This is a genomic window from Corynebacterium sp. EPI-003-04-2554_SCH2473622 (genome assembly GCF_001665955.1).
Classification (GTDB): Bacteria; Actinomycetota; Actinomycetes; order Mycobacteriales; family Mycobacteriaceae; genus Corynebacterium; species Corynebacterium pseudodiphtheriticum.
This window is the reverse complement of record NZ_LZMN01000035.1, coordinates 112573-131040: the sequence shown is the minus strand read 5'-3', so window position 1 is coordinate 131040 and position 18468 is coordinate 112573. Positions and strand designations below refer to the sequence as shown.

Genomic DNA, 18468 nt, shown 5'->3' with positions numbered 1-18468 from the left:
GGTCGTTGCCTTTCGCTTGCTGTGTTCGTGTTCTCGAGTACTCAATGCAATTATTCCCTGTGGGGACTACTTTTTGTTCGCCGGTTGTGCAGACTTGGCAAGCTCAAAACTCAAGCCACCACGCAAGATAGTGTGAGTGACTTTCGCCCCAAATTCGAGACCCTCATATGGGTTATTCCGAGATTTAGAGGCAAATTCCTCGGCTTTCGACGTCCAGGGATGAGCCGGATCTACCACCGTAAGGTTGGCGGGTTCTCCCACTGCGATCGGTCGGCCGTGATCCGGCAGATGAGTAATTTGCGCAGGGCGTTCGGACATGACCCGCGCGACAAATCTCCAGTCAGCCATTCCTGATTCAACAAAAATCTGCGCTATGACAGCCAGAGATGATTCTAATCCGAGCATTCCGGGTTTCGCGTGTTCAAATTCCACGCATTTGTCTTCGCTACCATGCGGTGCGTGATCGGTTGCCACACAGTCAATTACGCCATCAATCAAAGCTTGGCGCAAAGCCATCGTGTCTGATTCCTCGCGTAGCGGAGGATTCACACGAAAAATTCCATCATACGTGCGCAGCTTCTCATCATGGAGCAATAAATGATGTGGCGTGACTTCCGCGGTGATAGGGATATTATTCTGCTTCGACCAGCGGATAAGCTCAACGGTTCCGGCAGTAGAAGCGTGGCAAATATGCACGCGGTTTCCGTAATCCCGTGCTAATAGCGCATCCCGGACGACGATCGATTCTTCTGCGACCCTCGGCCAGCCCGATAATCCAAGCTGCGCGGCAGTCGCCCCCTCGTGAGCAACCGCTGTTTGGGTCATACGATGGTCTTCTGCGTGTTGCGCGATCAATACGTTCAAGCCTTTGGCATATTCCAGGGCACGGCGCATCAATTGTGGATCGTTGACGCATTTACCGTCGTCAGAGAACATTCGCACTTTCGCGGCGCTGCGTGCAAGCATGCCAAACTCTGTGAGGTTTTTCCCCTCCAGCCCCTGGGAAATCGACCCCACGGGATGCACATCGCAAACCCCATATTGCTGACCCTTGTACCAGACGGACTCTGCGATCACCGGCTGATCAGTAACTGGCTGTGTGTTAGCCATGGTGAAGACTGCAGTAAAACCGCCGCGTGCCGCCGCCTCGGATCCCGTGACGATAGTTTCTGTGTCTTCCCTGCCCGGTTCACGCAAATGCACATGCATGTCTACCAGCCCAGGTAATAAGATATTTCCACCCAAATCCCGCTGGTCATCTGCATTAAGCTTCGCAGCGGCTGGTGAATCGGTAGGCTCTATCGCCTGAATGCGACCGTCGGCAAGTAGTACATCGACTGGGCTGCCCTCTCCGTACGGGCGCACGTTGCGCAACAACAGCGATTGCGGTGCTGCTGGACGCAACTCCCCGGTGGCTGGATATTCTCCGTGAGTCGGGGCATGGTGTGCGTGAGACATGTTCGTCGCTTCCCCTGTGTTATGTGGTTTGTGTGCTGTCATTTTTTGTTCTTTATATATGTTGTCTAACCTGTCTCGCATTACGCCACCCCGGACCCGGCCAACAACGTGAATAACACCGCCATCCGCATATGCACACCGTTATTTACCTGCCCCAATACGACGGTATTGGGGTAATCGGCGACATCATAGTTGATTTCCATGCCACGCAACATGGGGCCTGGGTGCATGATTATAGCTTCATCGCGTAACAGCGCCGCACGATCTTTCGAGAGTCCGTAATAGGTAGCGTACTCACGGTGCGATGGGAAAAACCCACCGTTCATACGTTCTTTTTGTACGCGCAGCATCATGACAGCATCCGCTTCAACTAATTCGGCATCAAAATCATGGCTGGTGCGTACCGGCCAGTTTTCCACACCATGCGGCAACAAAGTCTGTGGAGCCACTAACACTACGTCCGCGCCCATCGTGGCTAGCAAATCAACGTTCGAACGCACAACTCTGGAATGCAAACAGTCTCCAACGATTACCACCCGGCGGCCGGCAATTTCGCCGAGGTGTTGGCGCAGGGTCATCGCATCCAACAAAGCTTGGGTAGGATGCTGATGCGCTCCATCACCAGCGTTAATCACTGACGGGCCTGCCCCATCAGTATCCACCCAGTTAGCAAGTAGTTGGGCTGCTCCAGACGATGGGTGCCTGGTAATAATCGCATCTGCGCCAATTGCTGCCAATGTCAATCCTGTATCACGCAGCGATTCCCCTTTGGACACTGATGACGAGGATGCAGACAGATTAATCACATCGGCGCTCATCCACTTCCCCGCAGTTTCGAACGAAGAACGAGTACGCGTCGAGTTTTCATAAAACAAGGTATAAATCGTCCGACCACGCAAGGTGGGAAGTTTCTTCACATCTCGATCGAGCAAGGCTTCCGAAAACCGTTCAGCTTCGTCCAGCAAAGCCGTAATTTCATCCGCGCTCAAGTCCGAGATCGACAACAAATGTTTCACTACTGTTCTCCTTGGCTAGTCTGCTCGCCGACAGATGTCACTAGCGCCTGTGTGGCACGCGAACCGCGCGACAAAATCACTGCGTCTCGACCGTCAATATCTGCGTTTAAAACCGAAATACCCTCAGAACGGGCAGTTGGCAGATTTTTACCGACGAAATCTGCGCGGATCGGAAGTTCACGGTGGCCACGATCAACTAAAACGGCTAACTGAATCGCGCGCGGGCGACCGATATCCGACATCGCATCAAGCGCCGCGCGAATCGTGCGACCAGAAAACAATACGTCGTCGACAAGCACCACAATGGCATCATCGATGCCACCACGCGGAATAGAAGTTGGTTTCAGTGCACGATGTGGCTTCGAACGAAGATCGTCACGGTACAGGGTAATATCCAACGCACCAGTGGCAACAGATTGTCCGGAAAATTCGTCAATTTTTTCCGCTATACGTTCTGCTAAAGGTAGGCCGCCTGATGGGATGCCCAATAAAAGCACCGGCGCTGATTCCGGTGAACCAATAGCATTTTTCTCAATGATCTGGTGCGCGATGCGTGCGATCGTGCGCGAAATTGCAGCTGCACTCAACAACTCAGTTGTCTCTGCTACTCCCGCGGACGGTTCTTCCACTGTCATCGTGCCCTCCTTCCCCGCCTCTCTGTGCGGACTTTAAAGGATGCCGACTGCATTTCTGTTTGAGTCTATGATGGAGACACCGCTTCAGTCTAGCACTAAGGATTACGCGCGTGAGCTTCTCCTCCCAGCACCTCGTTCCGGCCCCACGCCCCCAAGTGTGGGACTGGCATACCCGACCTGGGGCAATCAGTCGTCTCACCCCGCCTTTTATGCCAATGACCCCCCATTCTGAGGCCGAAAATCTTGCCACCGGAACCACAGTTTTCCGCCTGCCTGCCGGCCTGAAATGGGTCTCGCGCCACGATCTGACTCGTTACCAACCAGAAATATCCTTTTCCGATATATGTTTAAATTCGCCGGTGCGGCAACTTGCGCAATGGCGTCACGACCACCATTTCGCTGACGGTACGCAGCCAAACACCACACTAATCACCGACACCGTTCATACCCGTGCACCAGCGAATTTGTTACGCTCAGTATTTGCCTACCGGCAACAACAACTCATCTCGGATTTGTCTTTCTTAACATCCCTCCGGCTCGTTGACGGTTCGGCGACTACTAAGCCCACGAAATCACTTACTATTGCGATTACCGGTGCGCATGGTTCTGTAGGTCGTAATCTCAAGGCTCAACTAACTACAGCTGGGCATACGGTCATCGAGTTAGTTCGCGGTACTACCACAACCGGTCAGCGCCACTGGAATACCGATTATCCATCAGTACACTTGCTTGCAGGCGTTGACGTGCTCGTGCACTTGGCAGGAGAACCCATTTTTGGTCGTTTCAACGAAGCACATAAAAAAGAGATTCGTGATTCACGAGTAAACCCTACCTACAAGCTAGCGCGGTTAGTCGCTGAATCTGCGAGCGTCACCACAATGGTATGCGCTTCTGCAATAGGCATTTACGGGCCAGATCGTAGTGCAGAAAAACTCACGGAAAGTTCTGATCGCGGCGATGGTTTCCTCGCCGACGTCGTCACTGACTGGGAGCACGCATGCCATCCAGCTGCAGACGCTGGAAAACGTGTGGTCAATATTCGTACCGGAGTGGCGCTTTCCGGAAATTCTGGTCTGCTGCCGCTTCTCAAAACATTGTTTTCCACCGGTTTGGGAGGGAGTTTCGGCGATGGCAATTTCTGGTTTAGTTGGATCGCAATGGACGATCTAACCGATATCTATACCCGCGCGATCGTCGACCATCGAATTAGTGGTGCAGTTAATGCCACTGCCCCAGAGCCTGTGCTCAATAAGGACATGGCGAAAGCACTCGGAACTGAACTCAATCGCCCAACCCTGCTGCCTATCCCTACCTTTGGCCCAAAACTTTTACTCGGCAAAGAAGGTGCTCATGAATTAGCTCTAGCTGACCAACGAGTATCAAGTGCGAAAATACGTCAACTGGGCCATAATTTCCGTTTTTCGACCATCGAGGCAGCGCTGGCGCACGAACTAGGAGGTGAACAACTACAGGATAGCAGCGCTTATCTTTAATACAGCCGGAGTAGTGCAAAAATGCATTCGCCGAACCAAGCCGAGGGTCGAAAATACCGACTTCGCCAATGTCTTTGCGTTAACGCAGGCGAGACAACAATGATTTTCGGGAGCATTTCCCGGTACGGTGGCAGTAGTTAGATCAAGTCGAACCCCAGAATGGAAACAACCCATGAGCCAACAGTCCGTACCGAATGAGCAAGAACGTTCGCCAGAAACCGTCGGTGACATCGCAGAAGTAACCTTTGAGCGGATCGGCGAAATCCTCGAAGCGGAAAACCTCATTTACCGTCATGAAGAACAAAACATCCCTGATGGCAGCACGTTGCAGGTGGTACGAACCGGGTTTAGCAACGCAGCAATCGCGATAAGCGTACGACAAAATACTCTCATCGTCGATTCCCTCTGGCGTGGACAGTTGAGCACCAGCCAAGCCGTGGATGTGCTTGCGGTCGTAAACTCTTGGAACCAAGCGCAATTTGCGCCGACGCTGCGTTTTTTCGAACAGGGCGAAGAATTACTCGCAATCTCGGCTGTACGTGAGGCAGATGTCAGCACCGGAATGACGCGTAACCAATTGGGCGCGTTCCTTCTCAGCACGCTGGATGCAGTACTTGAATCCTTCCAGTCACTCGAGAAACAATTCCCGGATTCAGTCACCTGGGAAAACAATCACGCACACGACAAATAAAAATAGGAGTCCGAGGATGAATCAAGCAACGCAGCTTGCACCTGCCAGCATCGATCGCGTCATTGCAACAATGCGGGAATTCAACGTAGAACTAACAAAAGTGCAAGACAAAGAAATAGCCACGGCCAATCTGAATGACACGTTATGCACATTTGCTGTGCTCGGTTCTGCCATGGTCGTCCGGTCAGAGGTAGCAACAGACACAAAATATGACAGTGCTGACGCGGGCCTGTTTCTAGCCGCTAACCAAATTAACTCCACCTCGATTGGGGCGCGAGCCGTAATCGCAGAGCACGAAGGAAAACTAATCGTTCGTACCGAACGCGACATCGTCGTAGCGGCGGGGATCTCTGATGAACAGCTTCAGGCGACTCTTAAAACGGCCGTGGACGGCGTAGTCCGTGCTCAAGATGCCATGGTCGCGGCCGCAGAAGAAATGCGCAAACTTAACGAGCATCGTGATCAGTAAAGCTACTGGCTTAGGCGCCGCTGCTGCACAGCGACGTCATAGCCAGGATCAGGCCAGTTAAGCCCCATCGCCCGTAACCGGCGAAGTAATAAAAACTTCACGGCTGTGCGGGCATAAAGTTTGTTATCACTCGGGACGATGTACCACGGTGCGTGATCGCTATCGGTACGATCAATCGCAATCTCATAAGCGCGCTGATAATCATCCCATTTAGCGCGGTTCTCAATGTCAGACGGATCGAATTTCCAGCGTTTATCCACCCTGCGCAAACGGCGAAGCAAATTTTTCTTCTGGAAATCAGGAGAGATGTGGAGCATGACTTTTATTATAGTAACGCCTTGCGCAGCCAATTCTGATTCAAAATCGACGATGGCCCCATAGCGTCGCTCGATTTCTTCCGGCGTTGCCATGCTCTCTACTCGTTGAATCAGTACGTCCTCATAGTGAGAACGATCGAAGACAACAATTTCCCCCGGCTGCGGGGCGTGCTTTCGTATCCGCCAGAGAAAGTCGTGGGAAAGTTCCTCTGCATTCGGTGCACCGAAACTGATCGGTTTTAAGCCCTGTGGATCGAAAACTGATAAAGCATTGCGAATCATCCCGCCTTTGCCTGATGTATCCATCCCCTGCAGGATAAGTAGTATTGCTCCAGCTCTATTCGTACCTCTCCCACCCGAGGCAGAATCGTCGGTGCTAGCGCTAATCCGTGCATGGGCGAAGAGCTGCTCCTGTAGAGTCCGCAATTCTTCATCAAACTTATGGAATCGGCGACGCAGTCGTTTTCCGCTAACCTTGCCTACATATCCCGGGGTGGACAGAGGATTAATTGAGGCGAGATCGACAGGAAGGTCTGCCCGCAGTTGCTCTGCATCTTTGGGCTTGAATCGCATTTTGCCTTAATCGCTTCCCGCCGATGATTCATCACTGGCTTCTGCAGTCGCCTCATCCCCCATCGGGTTATCTGCCGATTGGGTCTGCGCAATATCATCAAGGACTGCATGAATGTATGGGGCGGCCGAATCAGTGGAATACTCGCTGGCTAATTCAACGCCTTCCACCACCGCTACAGCAGCGGGGACCTCCTTATTGAAGAGAATCTCCCACGCGGAGACTCGCATGATTGCGCGATCCACCGCCGGCAAACGCCTCAGTTCCCATTCTTGAGACAAGAAGCGCGCGATCAATTCATCAATTTCATCAAGCTTCTCAGCGGCACCAGCAACAATTTCTTTGGTATAATCCGCCACTGGTGGAACAGGAGGTTGTTCCCAACTAGCTAACTCCACCCGTTCTTTGACGATTGCCACGGGGTCAAGGTCTCTAGTTTCAGCTTCATAGAGAATATCTGCAGCACGGCGGCGGGCTCGATACCGTTTAGTGTGTAGACGTTGGTCTAGCCTGGTAAATCGAGCACCCGCACTAGGCTGATTCTTCTTTACTGACATACCCTGCGCGTTAATTGTTGCTACGGGACAGGTAGTCGCCGGTACGGGTATCAATCTTCACCACGTTGCCGGTCTCAATAAACAATGGCACCTGAACTTCCGCACCTGTTTCGAGCGTTGCGGGCTTGGTTCCGCCATTGGAACGATCTCCCTGCAAACCTGGTTCGGTGTGCTCTACTTTGAGGTCGACGTTGATGGGAAGTTCAGCGAACAGTGGCTCGTTGTCGTGGAAAGAAACCTGAATCCGCATATTTTCCAACAAGAAGTCAACAGCACGACCAAATTTCTCGGCGTCTAACTCCACCTGGTCAAAGGTCTTATCATCCATAACAACGTAGTTAGTGCCGTCATTGTAAAGATACGTCATATCCCGACGGTCAACCGTCGCGAGTTCTGCCTTTGCACCGGCATTCCAGGTCTTATCGGTCACCTTGCCAGTCATGACATCTTTCAGCTTGGTACGCACAAAGGCAGGACCTTTGCCAGGCTTCACGTGCTGGAATTCGACAATTTGCTGCAGCTTGTTGTCAATTTTCAGGACGACGCCGTTTTTAAACGAAGTAGTATCAGCCACGAATCAACTCTCCAATGTGTCTAGTTAGCGGCAGTACGCTGTTTTCCGGCACTGCTTAGTTCAGATTAGCTTGCGCCAGTATAACCCTAACGCTTCTGCACAAACTCCGCTGGTTTACAGTTCACGTAATTGCTTTGTAGGCGTTGACAGATTCTTGGGCTTACCGTCGGTAATCACCAATGTGTCTTCAATGCGAACGCCAAGCTTACCTGGAATATAAATACCAGGTTCAATCGTCAGTGTCATCCCAGCCTCAAGGCTACCTTGACCAGTCTTCGCAGCCGCCGGAGCTTCATGTACATCCAAGCCGATTCCGTGGCCAGTAGAGTGGACAAAATACTCGTCATAGCCTGCTTCTCGGATAATTTCACGACACGCCTCATCGACGTCAGAAAGAGATGTGCCCGGAGTAGCTGCTCGAACCCCTGCTTCCTGTGCTTTGAGCACAAGGTCATAAATTTCCCGGGCAAAATCATCAACGGGACCGATAGCCACGGTGCGGGTCATATCCGAGTTAAACCCGCGCAAATGCGCACCATAGTCGATAGTGACTAGATCCCCTTTTTGCAGCTCTCGATCGTCCGCCCCATGGTGTGGTTTCGCACCGTTCGGGCCACTTGCAACAATAGTGTCAAAACTAGGCCGTTCGGCCCCCAACAGCCTCATACGATATTCCAAATCGGCCGCCACCTGCCGCTCGGTACGGCCTGCTGCAATTTCGCCAGCAGCAATCATGTCTTCCAGTGCTTGCGACGCTAATTCTGCTACCCCAGTCAAACGCTCAATTTCGACGTTATCTTTTACCAGGCGGATCTTCTCAATCATCCCGGAAATAGGTACTAAGGTGACTTCATCCGGGCACTGTTTTTCGAGCTGCTTAAACTGCTCAATGCTCACGAAATCGGATTCAACCCCGACGCGACGCGGTCCTTCCAGTTTCTGCAACAGCTCTTTCGTGATAGCGCTCGTGATCACCGCGTCGATATCCGGTACTTCCTCAGCGATCTGTGTTGCATAGCGACCATCAGTGCTAATAGCAGCTGATTGGTCTTTCGACAGCAGGACTGCACCGTTAGATCCAGAAAATCCAGAAAGGTAGCGCACGTGTATTAAGTGAGTAACCAAAAAGTCATCGAGTCGTTCTTCCGCCATTGCAGTCGCCAACTTACGACGGCGGTTACTGAAACGAGTATCTGCCAGTGCCATTTTTCTCCTCATCGTAAACTAAATCTTATGATCGAATTAAAATCTGCGGTGATTCGCGATTGTTTGCTCTCTTGCTCATAATCTAGAAAAAGAATTACAAATCACGATGTTACGCCAAATTCTTCGCCCAATAATCTACTGCTGCGTAATAACCGGAAACGCCTAACCCGCAAATCACTCCTCGAGCGATAGGAGAAAGGTAGGAATGCGCACGAAACGGTTCGCGGGCATGGATATTGGAGATGTGTACCTCAATGAACCCCTTCCGTTCGGCAACTTCTGCTAGCGCATCACGCAATACTACCGACGTGTGTGTCAGTCCACCCGGATTAATGATCACAGGCCACTGCTTATCCGCAGCTTCATGCACGTATTCCACTAATTCGTGCTCTGCGTTCGACTGTCGACATACTACCTGCAGGCCTCGTGCATGACCTGCGTTAACCAGCTGTTTTTCCAGTTCCGGCAAGGTTACAGCGCCGTAAACATCTGGTTGCCGCTTCCCTAAACGATTCAGGTTTGGACCATTAAGCACCAAAATCGTCGGATGCTTATCACTGGACATTAATTCCTCCTTAACGTTGCACATCTACAGTATTAGCTACTGATCGCTGTGTACGCTGCGCGTAATTCCTCATCTGAGGCATCTGAAATGCGAGTGCACTCACCGATTCTTGTCAGGGCGACAAAGCGCAGATTTCCATCACGATTTTTCTTATCTCGACTCATACCGTCGCGCAGTACAGAAAAATGTCCAGCTTCATACGAAACCGGAAGACCGACAGACTGCAAGATGCTTCGATGACGTCGCAAAAGATCTTCGTCAATCAGTTTGCGGTTGTGCGCGAGATGCGCAACATACATCATGCCGACAGCCACAGCATCGCCGTGGCGCCACTGGAATTCTTCTCGCAATTCCACTGCGTGTGCGAAGGTGTGTCCATAGTTCAAAGTCTCACGTAATCCAGACTCACGAAGATCCATCCCGACGACGTTCGCCTTTACTGCAATCGAACGCGCAATTAATTCTGGAAGATAACCATCTGGGTCTAGGCAGTTCTGTGGGTCTGCCTCGTAACGATCGATGATAATGCTGTCACTGATAAATCCAGTCTTAATAATTTCAGCTGATCCCGCAATGATTTCGTTTTGCGGAAGCGTCGTAAGCCGGTCCAGATCGACAAATACGCTATCGGGCTCATGGAACGCTCCCACCAGGTTTTTACCGTGACCAGTATTAATTCCTGTTTTTCCACCAACAGCTGCATCCACCATTGCCAAAAGCGTGGTAGGTACTTGAATGACTTTGATACCGCGCATCCAGGTGGCAGCAACAAACCCGGCGAGGTCTGTGACCGCACCACCACCAAATCCAATGACCACGTCACGGCGAGAAAAATTATGCTGTGCGAGCTTATCCCATAATTCGCCGACAACCTCTAGGCTCTTCGCGGCTTCTGCATCGGGTACTGGAAACAAATGCACTCGTAAGCCACGGTCTTCGATGGCAGATGCTAGCTGACGCGCCGGGGCTGCCATCGTCGGTTGGTGAATAATACCCACGGTTTGTGCGCCAGTCTGTTTACTCCGCTCTGCTATCGCATCAGTCAAGCCACGGTCGACAATAACTTGGTATGGATTAGGGCCGTTAACCTCAATAACCTCCGTGGTACCGCGGGTAAATTGCCGATTATCCGGCGATGGTGAAAACATGTTGAAGTTCATCGTCGTGTACTGCCTTCCAAGCGCTATAAGGTTTCCAAGAATCCCAAAATATCGGCAACAACCTGCTGCGGGCTGCGTTGCTCTGTCCGCGCACGATAATCAGCGACTTCTCGGTACAACGGTCGCCGTTGCGCCATTAATTTTCGGTACCGTTCGTTGGCGTCAGCCCCAGCTAGTAACGGGCGCTGGTCTCTGTTGTGCGGTCGAGTAGTCCGCTCGATACCGGTTTCATCACTGACGTCTACAAAGACTACGGTTTGTTCTCCAAGCAACCCACGAGTGCCTTCGTGTATAACTGCGCCACCGCCGAGTGCAAGAACCCCGGGCTCATGTAATGCTTCAGCAATTATTTCGGCTTCCAGCTCACGGAATGCATCTTCTCCGCTATCAGCGAAAATCTCGGCGCAGGTTTTCCCAGCACGTTGTTCAATTACGGAATCAGAATCGACAAAAGTTTGGTTCAGTACCCGCGCCAAGCGACGCCCAATAGTGGTTTTTCCAGCTCCGGGAGGACCAACGAGTACGACAGAAGGGCGTGGTTGTTCTGCAGAAGTCATTGGTCCCCTTCTTCTACTGGTCCCGTACTTGCCCCTCCTGCCGACTGAGTTCCGAAAAACGAAAACCGCTTGTCGACGCTTTCTTGATAAGCCTGAAAATTGCGACGCGTTTCCGCAACGCTATCGCCACCAAATTTTTCGAGCACCGCCTGTGCAAGTACCAAGGCAACCATAGCTTCTGCGACAACTCCGGCAGCAGGCACCGCGCAGACGTCCGAACGCTGGTGAATAGCAGTCGAAGACTTGCCGGTATTCATGTCGAAGGAGCGTAAAGCTCTGGGGACAGTAGAAATTGGTTTCATAGCAGCGCGTAACCGTAGCTGTTCACCATTGGTAGTCCCTCCTTCCAAACCACCTGCGCGATTCGTCGCGCGGGTTAAACCAGATGCTGCATGCATAAATTCGTCGTGTGCTGCTGAGCCTCGTGAACGAGCCTGAGTGAAACCATCACCAATTTCCACGCCTTTAATGGCTTGAATACTCATCAAGGCTGCCGCCAGCTGTGCATCCAGTCGAGTCTGACCCGAAACATGAGAACCTAAGCCGATAGGAAGACCATCGACAACGACTTCGACGATGCCGCCAAGCGTGTCACCAGCTTTCTTCGCCGCTTCTATTTCAGAGACCATCGATTCTTCTGCATCTTTGCCAAAAGCACGCACTGGAGAAGCATCGATGCGGTCAATATCATCCGGCGTTGGTGCAGGGCCATCATAGGGTTGCGATGGCCCAATGGAGATTACATGGGAAAGAACTTCCACGCCGAGAACTTGCCGTAAGAAATTACGCGCAACCGTCGCACAGGCTACTCGCGCAGCAGTCTCACGTGCAGACGAACGCTCAAGAATATTACGAGCATCACTATGCTCATATTTCACCATGCCTGAGAAATCTGCATGCCCTGGACGAGGTCTCGTCAACTGCGCACCACGCCCCGAACTCATTGCTTTAGCAATCTCGGGGTCATCTACATCAACCGGATTCGCAGCCATGATAGTTTCCCACTTCGGCCACTCTGTGTTACCAATCATGATCGCGATTGGACTGCCCAGTGTCTTACCATGCCGTATCCCTGCAAGCAGACTTAACTCGTCTGCTTCAAATTTCATGCGTGCCCCGCGCCCATAGCCCAGGCGACGGCGTGCGAGTTGGTGCGCAATATCATCTGAAGTGAGTTCAACGTGTGCAGGCATATTCTCTACGACAGCCACAAGTGCTTGGCCGTGTGATTCCCCAGCGGTTGTCCAACGAAGCATAGACACCATTATTCCACAAACACTATTGAAACCATCACAGTGGCCAATATCATAGATGGCCCATGTGCAACGTAGCTGCGCCGCAATAGTGTTGCAGTGCACAAACTCAGTATTGCTGCAGTCATCGATGCAAGTAAAACAGCAAAAACATTGCCGACAGCGGCTGCGGCAACCCCCAAGGGAACGGCGAGTTTGATGTCACCGCCACCAACTCCGCGATTACATCCGTCCCGCCCATTGCAGAAAAAACTTACAACAAGTTGTGCAATATACAAGGCCGGCCAGGTTACTGCAGACCAGAGGATCTGACCTGTGTTCTGCATAAAAAGAGCCCAAACCACCGACACCAATGCAGCAGGCACGGTAAGTAAATTTGGCAACCGGTGAAAGCGCAAGTCGTAGTAGATCAGAGCGCTAGCCCACACGATTGCAAGAACAACTAATGCATGTAGTGATAATCCCCCCATGCTTATTCACGCTACCGCAAGTCCTTAAAGCAACCGGTTATAAGCCACAATTATGCGATGCGAGACGCCAGTACCCCTTCCAATGCTTCCCACATACTTGATTCGGGAGCGGACTTTCCGGTAAAGGCTGTGAACTGGCCAAAAGCCTGATAGGCCAACATAACGTGTCCGCCTACGCTGCGGTGCCCATTAGAAGCAGCTTGGGTGGTCAATGCTGTCGGCCACGGATCATAAATCACATCGAGAACCGGTGCATGAGCAACACGTCGTTCATGACCAAGCAAAGCTGCGGAAGGAACAGTCGATATCACAGCATCACTATCCGGAACTTTGTCTTCCCAACTAATTGTCCGCCAATTAAGTCCGACCGCTTCTGCTAGCGGAGCCCATTCATTACTACGATCCCTTCGGTTTACGACGGTGACAGTAGAAACACCGAGCGTACCCAACGCCCACAAGACAGGCCGGGAAGTTCCCCCAGATCCCAACACCACGACATGCTCCAATTGTTTACTGGTCTGTGGAAACAGCTCTTTTAATGCACCAAGCACTCCATCTCCATCAGTATTATCGGCAAACCAGCCGTTTTCGCGGCGAACCAGGGTGTTCGCCGCACCAATCATTTGGGCACGCCCACTGACGGAATCGGCGACTTGGAGTGCTTCAAATTTTCCCGGCATGGTGACTGAAAACCCCTGAAATGAGGGATCAGCATTAGCCACAAACGATGCTAACTGTCCCTTAGGAACATCGAAGGATAGATAGTGCCACTGGTCAAGCCCCAATGCAGCGTAACCAGCATTATGTAATACCGGTGAGAGCGAATGAGAGACCGGCGACCCCAGCACGGCTGCACGGTGCACGATTTCCGAGCTACTCGCAACGGAACTACTCATGGTGATCCAAGATTCCGGATTCGAGCGCCCGATCTACATCTTCTAAGTGTTTTTCGAAGGTGTCGTTGAATACTGTGGTGCCTTTGTTGTCAATCGTCACGAAAAACAGCCAATTCCCCTCGGCAGGATGTTCCATAGCATGTAATGCATCATCTGAAGGCGCAGCAATCGGGGTTGCCGGCAAGCCATCCATCGCATAAGTATTCCACGGAGTTTGGCGTGCTCGATCTTCATCCGAGGTTGCGAGTTCTACATCATCCAACCCGTAATTTACCGTCGAATCAAATTCTAGACGCATTGGTTCGTCTAAACGATTCAGAATCACACGCGCGACTTTGTCAAAGTCGCCCGCTGGTGCTTCCCTCTCTACCAATGAAGCCGCAATCAATAGCTCATATGGTTCCAAGCCCACTGCTCGCGCACGTTCGACAATTTTTGAATCGTTGTACCGCTTGGTTGTTCGCGTTACCAGATCTGTTAAGATTTCTTCTGCATCCATATTCGGGTCAATGACGTATTGACCTGGAGCAATTAATCCTTCCAGACGTTTTGGATCAGAGCCTTGCGCGCGGACAGGATCCAGCGCCCACTCAGGCGCGCCGAGATCCGCAGGGTCTTTATTAGCGGCTACAGATGCTAGTTCCTCAGCGCTAACACACTGATCCTCTTCATTATCTGCGCAGCTGACATCGGAAATCTGGCTATATATCCCAAGCCGAACATTACCACCTTTGACGTTGACATCCTGCAAAGTAGCGCCGCCGTGAACGTCAAGCAGGTCGACCTGCTTAGCTGGATCCAGCAACGCTGCGACTGCAGCTTGAGCACTCATCTCTTCTTCCAGGCGATAAAATCCAGGCTGTACATTTCCAGCGTCTGGATTACTAGCAGCAGCAGTCTGGAATACGGAATCAGATGCTACAATGCCACGTTCTTCTAGCTCCGGGCCTAATGACGAAATAGAATCGCCCTCTTTAATCTGCACCATGGCAACGACGCCATTGCCGTTCCCGTCGTAGTCATCCACAGATGCACCTCCACGAGCAAAAACGACATTGAACGCAATATAGGCGCTCACACCGATTATCAAGATAAATGACGCAATGAGGACAGCAAGACCCCGCTGCCGACGTTTGACATACTTCGGGTCCATGCTGCGCTTTACGCGCACTCGAGTTTGATTGCTCATCTCTATAATCTCTTCTTAGTTCGGCGAGTCGTTTTCACGCTGGCGGGCGAGTGCAAGGGAATCCAACCACGATTGCAAAATTTCCACAGCTGCGGCTTGATCAATCACCGCTCGCCCGGCTTTTTCAGATACACCCGATGCTCGCAATGCTTGGGATGCGGCCACGGTAGTTAATCGTTCATCAGCGAACACTACGGGGGTTTCGACACCAGCATTACGCAGACGACGTCGGATGCGAAAGGCAATTTCTTTCGCGTGTTTTACACTTTTTGAGCCATGACCTTGTAGATCCCTAGGCAGTCCGACGATAATTTCCACAGCCTCGTACTGTTCGATCAGGCTGAGTAAACGATCGATATCGCTTTGGTCGCGATCTTTGAACCCAGTTTTGCGCTGGACAGTTTCCACAGGAAATGCCATTGTCGCTTCACGGTTCGAAGCAGCAACACCAATACGAACGGTACCGACATCGAGACCGATTCGACGCCCAGCGATTGAAGCATAGTCGCTAGGAGAATCAACGCTTGGCGCGTCTGGCTCGGGCATACTCACGTATACGTTCTACCTTTCTGGTGCCGACAGGTCCGTTGTATTAGGCTTCGTAGGTATTCTATAACTAAACGGTAACAAAATGGCGATCGGCTCGGCTATTACGACCTATAGCCTCTCGAAATACCACGTTAAACCTGAGAAATTTCCTCGCGCACAGCCGCAAAGCCTTGGTTTATACCAGCTGCGAGGTTCCCTGAGCCTTGCGCTAAGTCTGGTTTGCCTCCACCTTTTCCACCAACATAGCCTCCAAACAGAGATACCAATTTGCCAGCTGCGATTCCCTTGTCGACTGCAGCCGAGCTTACGGCAGCAACGAACGGCACTTTACCGTCATTATCTGCAGCCAGAACGACCACAGCTGGGCGGTCTTTAATGCGATTACGGATATCCGCAGCGACCGAACGCAACTGCCCCCCATTAACATCAGATGGCAATTGCGCACAGACAACAGCAATTCCGTTCACATCCACTGCATCGTTTGCGTATTCCGTGGCCTGTGCTGCCATTTGTTGTTGTCGGAGAGCCGCTACCTGTTTTTCGGCATCTTTCAACTTGCGGGTTAGTGCTTCGATTCGTTCCGGGACTTCATTGGGTTTAGCTTTCAACGACTGCGCTACACCATGGGCCAATGCAGCTTCCTTCGAGAAATATCGGAAAGCATCCAATCCAGAGTAGGCCTCAATTCGGCGTGCGCCGGATCCCACGGATGATTCGCCAAGAACTGAAACCGGACCAATCTGCGAAGAATGGCTAACGTGTGTACCGCCACATAGCTCTGTCGAAAACGGGCCAGCAATCTCGACTACCCGAACTCGTTCGCCATAGTTCTCACCGAATAGCGCGAGTGCTCCCATTTCCTTAGCCTGATCAAGCGTAGTTTCCATGGTGTTAACCTGATAATCTGCGTCGACGACTTGGTTGGTGATCGTCGCAATCTGATCCATCTGCTCAGCGCTCAGCTGCTCGGTGTAGTTGAAGTCGAATCGCAAATACCCCGGCCGATTCATCGACCCCGCCTGCACTGCAGTTGGGCCAAGAACGTCTCGCAAAGCACCGTGGATAAGGTGAGTTGCTGTGTGCGCCTGCCGTGCGCCGTGACGCCATTGCTGGTCGTATTCTGCCGTCGCTGCCTGACCGATTTCAATAGAACCGCCTAGCAGCTGACCACGGTGCACCCACAGTTTTTTGGCAATCTTTTGCACATCGGTGACTTCGACGGTGGCGTCCCCCGCGGTAATCGTACCTCGATCTGCCAGTTGGCCTCCGGATTCCGCGTACATCGGGGTTACATCCAGAATAACTTCCACATTCTCGCCGCTGTGGGCAGTTGTGACCGATTGACCGTCGCGAACCAAACCGATGATCGTGGAATTCGTCGCTTGCTCTGAATAGCCCGCAAATTCAGTGGGTTGGTTATCCACCCATTCGCGGTAGACGGATTCGTCAGCATGGGTATTTTTCTTCGCCTTATTATCAGCTTTCGCCCGCGCTTTTTGCTCGGCCATGGCGGTGTGAAAACCGTCCATGTCCACGTCTAAGCCAGCCTCTGCCGCCATTTCCATCGTCAAGTCAATGGGAAAGCCGTAAGTATCGTGCAGCAAAAAGGCGTCTGAGCCAGTGAGTACCTTTTCGCCACGTTGATTAAGCTGTTGTGCGGTCTCATCAAAGCGGCTTGTTCCCGATTCCAGCGTTTTCAAAAAAGCTCGTTCTTCTGCTGAAGATACAGCCAGAATTCGTTCGCGGCTTTCTTGAATTTCTGGGTAGGACGGTTCCATCGTATCCATCACGGTCGACATAAAAGTCTTGATGGTTTCAGCACGGGCACCAAGCAGACGAGCAGAACGAATAATCCGGCGTAGAAGGCGTCGCAAAATATAGCCACGGCCTTCATTCGACGGTGTTACGCCGTCGAGAATTAGCATCATCGCGGTGCGCGAGTGATCAGCAATAACCCGGAACCGTACGTCATCGCCTTGCTTAGCACCATAATCGGCACCAGTGAGCTTCTCCGCTGCAGAAATCACTGGGCGTAACAGATCAGTTTCGTACACATTATCTACGCCCTGAAGCAGACAAGCCAGTCGTTCGATGCCTAAGCCAGTATCGATGTTTTTCGCTGGCAACTCCCCCAGAATTTCGAAATCGCCCTTACCGGAGCCAGTCGATTCACCACGTTCATATTGCATGAATACGAGGTTCCAAATCTCCATATACCGGTGTTCATCGGCTGCGGGGCCGCCTTCAATACCGTACTCTGGTCCGCGGTCATAATAGATCTCGGAGCATGGTCCGCACGGACCTGGTACGCCCATGTGCCAATAGTTGTCTTCAACACCCATTCGCTGGATGCGTTCAGCTGGAATTCCGACAACATTTTGCCAGATTTCGGCGGCCTCATCATCGGTCTCATAGACAGTAACCCAAAGGCGATCCGGGGCAAGCCCTAAACCACCATCAGCCAGCGAGTTGGTCAGCAGAGACCAGGCATTGGTAATGGCGCCTTCTTTGAAATACTGACCAAACGAGAAGTTACCAGCCATTTGGAAGAAAGTATTGTGCCTCGTCGTAATACCTACTTCATCAATATCAAGAGTACGGACGCACTTCTGAATCGAGGTCGCAGTCCCATTCGGGTACGGAGGGTTCTGTTGCCCCAAGAAAAACGGCTTGAATGGAACCATACCCGCGTTCACGAATAGCAAATTCGGATCGTCTAAAACCAATGAAGCGCTCGGCACAACCTCATGTCCACGACGCGCGAAATGCTGAATAAATCGGTCTCTAATCTCATGAGTTTTCACTGCGAAGTCCTTTTCTCTTTGTCAAAATCGTTTTCAGA

The 18468-nt window shown here is 51.8% G+C and carries 18 protein-coding genes and 1 pseudogene; 3 read left to right on the top strand and 16 right to left on the bottom strand.

Annotated elements, in window-relative coordinates; genetic code table 11:
- Positions 1-66: 66 nt before the first annotated feature.
- The 3 genes from A5774_RS03250 to pyrR form a co-directional block, all read right to left on the bottom strand.
- Positions 67-1458, bottom strand: coding sequence for a dihydroorotase (locus A5774_RS03250; protein ID WP_051137387.1), 1392 nt, complete (start codon positions 1456-1458; stop codon positions 67-69).
- An 80-nt stretch (positions 1459-1538) separates the two neighbouring features.
- The gene (locus tag A5774_RS03245; RefSeq protein WP_021352527.1) at positions 1539-2474 is read right to left on the bottom strand and encodes an aspartate carbamoyltransferase catalytic subunit; all 936 of its coding nucleotides are present in this window, start codon (positions 2472-2474) and stop codon (positions 1539-1541) included.
- Positions 2474-3109: a bifunctional pyr operon transcriptional regulator/uracil phosphoribosyltransferase PyrR gene (gene pyrR, locus A5774_RS03240; protein ID WP_023019421.1), complete on the bottom strand. Its 636-nt coding sequence runs from the start codon at positions 3107-3109 to the stop codon at positions 2474-2476. The genes A5774_RS03245 and pyrR overlap by 1 nt, the downstream gene beginning before the upstream one ends.
- A gap of 641 nt (positions 3110-3750) precedes the next feature.
- Between pyrR and A5774_RS11905 the strand changes: the two are divergent.
- From A5774_RS11905 to A5774_RS03225, 3 genes and pseudogenes are all read left to right on the top strand, one after another.
- A pseudogene (locus tag A5774_RS11905) lies at positions 3751-4602 on the top strand (TIGR01777 family oxidoreductase); the annotation flags it as partial.
- Positions 4603-4774: 172 nt separating this feature from the next.
- Positions 4775-5293, top strand: a complete 519-nt coding sequence (locus tag A5774_RS03230; RefSeq protein ID WP_023019419.1) for a YbjN domain-containing protein — start codon at positions 4775-4777, stop codon at positions 5291-5293.
- A gap of 16 nt (positions 5294-5309) precedes the next feature.
- Positions 5310-5762, top strand: a complete 453-nt coding sequence (locus tag A5774_RS03225; RefSeq protein WP_021352532.1) for a YbjN domain-containing protein — start codon at positions 5310-5312, stop codon at positions 5760-5762.
- Positions 5763-5764: 2 nt separating this feature from the next.
- Here the strand turns inward: A5774_RS03225 and A5774_RS03220 are convergent, their stop codons facing one another.
- From A5774_RS03220 to alaS, 13 genes are all read right to left on the bottom strand, one after another.
- Entirely contained in the window at positions 5765-6652 is an 888-nt protein-coding gene (locus tag A5774_RS03220) for a PPK2 family polyphosphate kinase (RefSeq protein WP_064833300.1), read from the bottom strand.
- A gap of 6 nt (positions 6653-6658) precedes the next feature.
- Positions 6659-7207 (bottom strand): transcription antitermination factor NusB, encoded by a 549-nt coding sequence (nusB, locus tag A5774_RS03215; RefSeq protein WP_023019417.1) that lies wholly within the window; start codon positions 7205-7207, stop codon positions 6659-6661.
- Between the two features lie 10 nt (positions 7208-7217).
- On the bottom strand, positions 7218-7781 hold the full coding sequence (efp, locus tag A5774_RS03210) for an elongation factor P (RefSeq protein WP_021352535.1): 564 nt from the start codon (positions 7779-7781) through the stop codon (positions 7218-7220).
- A gap of 114 nt (positions 7782-7895) precedes the next feature.
- Complete coding sequence (locus A5774_RS03205; protein WP_021352536.1) at positions 7896-8987, bottom strand: aminopeptidase P family protein; 1092 nt, start codon at positions 8985-8987, stop codon at positions 7896-7898.
- Between the two features lie 109 nt (positions 8988-9096).
- A complete protein-coding gene (gene aroQ, locus A5774_RS03200; RefSeq protein ID WP_064833298.1) occupies positions 9097-9552 on the bottom strand; it encodes a type II 3-dehydroquinate dehydratase in 456 nt (151 codons plus the stop codon).
- Between the two features lie 32 nt (positions 9553-9584).
- Positions 9585-10700 carry a 3-dehydroquinate synthase gene (gene aroB, locus A5774_RS03195; protein WP_064833348.1) on the bottom strand — a complete coding sequence of 372 codons (1116 nt, stop codon included), beginning with the start codon at positions 10698-10700 and terminating at the stop codon, positions 9585-9587.
- A 35-nt stretch (positions 10701-10735) separates the two neighbouring features.
- Entirely contained in the window at positions 10736-11269 is a 534-nt protein-coding gene (locus A5774_RS03190) for a shikimate kinase (RefSeq protein WP_021352539.1), read from the bottom strand.
- The gene (gene aroC / locus A5774_RS03185; protein ID WP_064833346.1) at positions 11266-12525 is read right to left on the bottom strand and encodes a chorismate synthase; all 1260 of its coding nucleotides are present in this window, start codon (positions 12523-12525) and stop codon (positions 11266-11268) included. Before aroC ends, A5774_RS03190 begins: the two co-directional genes overlap by 4 nt.
- Before the next feature lie 8 nt (positions 12526-12533).
- The gene (locus tag A5774_RS03180) at positions 12534-12992 is read right to left on the bottom strand and encodes an A24 family peptidase (protein ID WP_064833296.1); all 459 of its coding nucleotides are present in this window, start codon (positions 12990-12992) and stop codon (positions 12534-12536) included.
- Between the two features lie 50 nt (positions 12993-13042).
- A complete protein-coding gene (locus A5774_RS03175; protein ID WP_023019412.1) occupies positions 13043-13888 on the bottom strand; it encodes a shikimate dehydrogenase in 846 nt (281 codons plus the stop codon).
- Positions 13881-15077 carry an endolytic transglycosylase MltG gene (gene mltG / locus A5774_RS03170; RefSeq protein ID WP_023019411.1) on the bottom strand — a complete coding sequence of 399 codons (1197 nt, stop codon included), beginning with the start codon at positions 15075-15077 and terminating at the stop codon, positions 13881-13883. Before mltG ends, A5774_RS03175 begins: the two co-directional genes overlap by 8 nt.
- 15 nt (positions 15078-15092) lie before the next feature.
- Positions 15093-15623 (bottom strand): Holliday junction resolvase RuvX, encoded by a 531-nt coding sequence (gene ruvX / locus A5774_RS03165; RefSeq protein WP_021352544.1) that lies wholly within the window; start codon positions 15621-15623, stop codon positions 15093-15095.
- Positions 15624-15757: 134 nt separating this feature from the next.
- Entirely contained in the window at positions 15758-18430 is a 2673-nt protein-coding gene (gene alaS, locus A5774_RS03160) for an alanine--tRNA ligase (protein ID WP_023019410.1), read from the bottom strand.
- Between the last annotated feature and the right edge of the window lie 38 nt (positions 18431-18468).

Excerpts from the sequence above, each read along its gene's own strand:
- A5774_RS03250 (WP_051137387.1), bottom strand. The coding sequence starts at position 1,458 with ATGTCTCACGCACACCATGCCCCGACTCACGGAGAATATCCAGCCACC.
- pyrR (WP_023019421.1), bottom strand. The coding sequence starts at position 3,109 with ATGACAGTGGAAGAACCGTCCGCGGGAGTAGCAGAGACAACTGAGTTG.
- A5774_RS03230 (WP_023019419.1), top strand. The coding sequence starts at position 4,775 with ATGAGCCAACAGTCCGTACCGAATGAGCAAGAACGTTCGCCAGAAACC.
- A5774_RS03225 (WP_021352532.1), top strand. The coding sequence starts at position 5,310 with ATGAATCAAGCAACGCAGCTTGCACCTGCCAGCATCGATCGCGTCATT.
- A5774_RS03220 (WP_064833300.1), bottom strand. The coding sequence starts at position 6,652 with ATGCGATTCAAGCCCAAAGATGCAGAGCAACTGCGGGCAGACCTTCCT.
- nusB (WP_023019417.1), bottom strand. The coding sequence starts at position 7,207 with ATGTCAGTAAAGAAGAATCAGCCTAGTGCGGGTGCTCGATTTACCAGG.
- A5774_RS03205 (WP_021352536.1), bottom strand. The coding sequence starts at position 8,987 with ATGGCACTGGCAGATACTCGTTTCAGTAACCGCCGTCGTAAGTTGGCG.
- aroQ (WP_064833298.1), bottom strand. The coding sequence starts at position 9,552 with ATGTCCAGTGATAAGCATCCGACGATTTTGGTGCTTAATGGTCCAAAC.
- aroB (WP_064833348.1), bottom strand. The coding sequence starts at position 10,700 with ATGTTTTCACCATCGCCGGATAATCGGCAATTTACCCGCGGTACCACG.
- A5774_RS03190 (WP_021352539.1), bottom strand. The coding sequence starts at position 11,269 with ATGACTTCTGCAGAACAACCACGCCCTTCTGTCGTACTCGTTGGTCCT.
- aroC (WP_064833346.1), bottom strand. The coding sequence starts at position 12,525 with ATGCTTCGTTGGACAACCGCTGGGGAATCACACGGCCAAGCACTTGTG.
- A5774_RS03180 (WP_064833296.1), bottom strand. The coding sequence starts at position 12,992 with ATGGGGGGATTATCACTACATGCATTAGTTGTTCTTGCAATCGTGTGG.
- A5774_RS03175 (WP_023019412.1), bottom strand. The coding sequence starts at position 13,888 with ATGAGTAGTTCCGTTGCGAGTAGCTCGGAAATCGTGCACCGTGCAGCC.
- mltG (WP_023019411.1), bottom strand. The coding sequence starts at position 15,077 with ATGAGCAATCAAACTCGAGTGCGCGTAAAGCGCAGCATGGACCCGAAG.
- ruvX (WP_021352544.1), bottom strand. The coding sequence starts at position 15,623 with ATGCCCGAGCCAGACGCGCCAAGCGTTGATTCTCCTAGCGACTATGCT.